Raw genomic sequence first — 1,808 nt, 5'->3', positions numbered from 1 at the left:
GGAAGCGGTTGCGCGCGGCCGGTGCCCGGGAACCCGCCGCCTGCCCAGGCCCCGGCGAGCGCCGCGGCCGTCCGGCCCAGCAGCCGGCGGCGGGGTGGCCCAGCGGGCCTGTCCTGCGTCGCATCGTCCATGGCGTAACTCCCTCCTCTGCCCGCGCGCCCATGGGCGTGGCGAAGGGCGACCGGACGCGCTTCGTCATGCCGAGGAGCGGGCCGTCGCGTGTCGGCACCAGGCGGGCGAGACCCACCCGCCTTAGCCTCCTGGCGACGGCATGGCTGACCGTATCGTCAAATTGACGATTCGGTCAAATTAGGCCAGGGCTGTGCCGGCGACGGCGCGGCAAGCGGGGACAAGGTGGGCGCGAGCAGGGCGGAGATCGGTCAGGGCAGGCGGGATCGGACGCGCGCGAAGCTGGTGGACGCCGCGCTGCGGGTCTTCGCGCGCCTGGGCCCCGACGCCCCGGGGATCGACGACTTCACCTCGGAGGCGGGAGTCGCGCGCGGCACCTTCTACAACTACTTCGAGACGCGCGACGACCTGCTGGTCGCCGTGGCCACGCAGGTCGCCGACGCGATCGAGTCCGAGCTCGCGGCGCTGCGCGCGCTGCCCGATCCCGCGCACCGGCTCGGCGGCGCCATCCGTGGCTACATCCGCAAGGCCGCGGCGGATCCGGTCTGGGGATGGGCCGTGGTGCGGATCGCGCTGGTCGCCGCGCCGCTCGGCGAGTCGATGCGCCGCAACCTGGCGAAGGACATTGCCGAGGGCGTTGCCGGCGGGCGGTTCACCGTGCCATCGGTCCAGGCCGCCCATGACCTTGTCCTCGGCGCCGGACTGATGGGCATGCGGGCCGTGCTGCGCGGCGATGCGAAGGTGGAGCACGCCGAGACCGTCGCGCAGATGGTGCTGCGCAGCCTCGGCGTCGCGGACGCCACGGAGGTGGCGACGCGTCCGATGCAACTGCCCGAAGCCAGCGTCGCGGCGGTCACGCGGCGTCCATACGCGCGGAAGCGCGACGGGCCGGCCTGAAGGGCCGACGCACCGACCCGTGGCCGGCAGGCCCGGCGCCTAGACGCCCTCCGGCCGTCCGGCGATCGCCACCGCCAGACGATCCGGCGCCAGCAGGCGCTGCGCCACGGCAGCCGTCGCCGCAGGCGTCAGCGCGCGCAGGCGCTCCGCCCGCTCGTTCAGCCAGCCGATCGGGCGGCCGTTGCGCCGCAGCGCCAGCAGCGTGCCGGCGATGCGGCGGCTGTCGGTGAACTGCAGGGGCAGGTTGCCGGTCAGGAAGGCCACCGCGTCGTCCAGCTCCTGCGCGCTCGGTCCCTCGGCTGCCATGCGCGCCCATTCCTGCCGCGTCACCGCCAGCGTCTCTCCGACGCGGGCATTGTCGGTGGCCGAGGAGCCGACGATCACCCCCTGCCCGAACAGCGTGTCGAGCCCGGCGCCGATGCCGTAGGCCAGCCCGCGCTGCACCCGCACCGCCTCCATGAGGCGGGAGGAGAAGCCGCCGCCCGCCAACACCCGCAGCACCACCTGCGCCGTCTCCCAATCCGGATCGTCGACCGGCAGGCCGGCCTGGCCGAACAGGATCGCGGATTGCGGCGCCGCCACCTCGACCACGCGGCGGCCGAAGGCGGTGAAGGGCGGAAGCGCCGGCGGCTCGGGCGGCGCGCCCTCCGGCAGGCCCTCGAACAGGGCGGGCATCACCCGCGTCAGCTCGTCCGCGGTGATCGCGCCGGCGGCCGCCACCAGCAGCCCGCCGGCCCGCAGCTGCCGCGCGAGGGCGGCGCGGATCGCCGTCTCCGGCAGCG

Annotated in this window: 2 protein-coding genes; one reads left to right on the top strand and one right to left on the bottom strand. The window is 75.3% G+C overall.

Annotated features, from left to right (window positions below):
- Positions 1 to 354: 354 nt before the first annotated feature.
- A complete protein-coding gene (locus tag OZN99_RS30880) occupies positions 355 to 1,026 on the top strand; it encodes a TetR/AcrR family transcriptional regulator (RefSeq protein ID WP_270939029.1) in 672 nt (223 codons plus the stop codon).
- A 39-nt stretch (positions 1,027 to 1,065) separates the two neighbouring features.
- Here OZN99_RS30880 and OZN99_RS30875 read toward each other — a convergent pair.
- Positions 1,066 to 1,808, bottom strand: a 743-nt coding sequence (locus tag OZN99_RS30875; protein WP_270939028.1) for a M16 family metallopeptidase, incomplete at its 5' end; no start/stop codon positions are given.

Origin of the sequence: Falsiroseomonas oryzae, from assembly GCF_027856955.1 — a bacterium.
In the GTDB taxonomy this organism is placed as follows: domain Bacteria; phylum Pseudomonadota; class Alphaproteobacteria; order Acetobacterales; family Acetobacteraceae; genus Falsiroseomonas; species Falsiroseomonas oryzae.
Note: the sequence above shows the minus strand (reverse complement) of the source record. Positions and strands in the feature narration are given on the sequence as shown.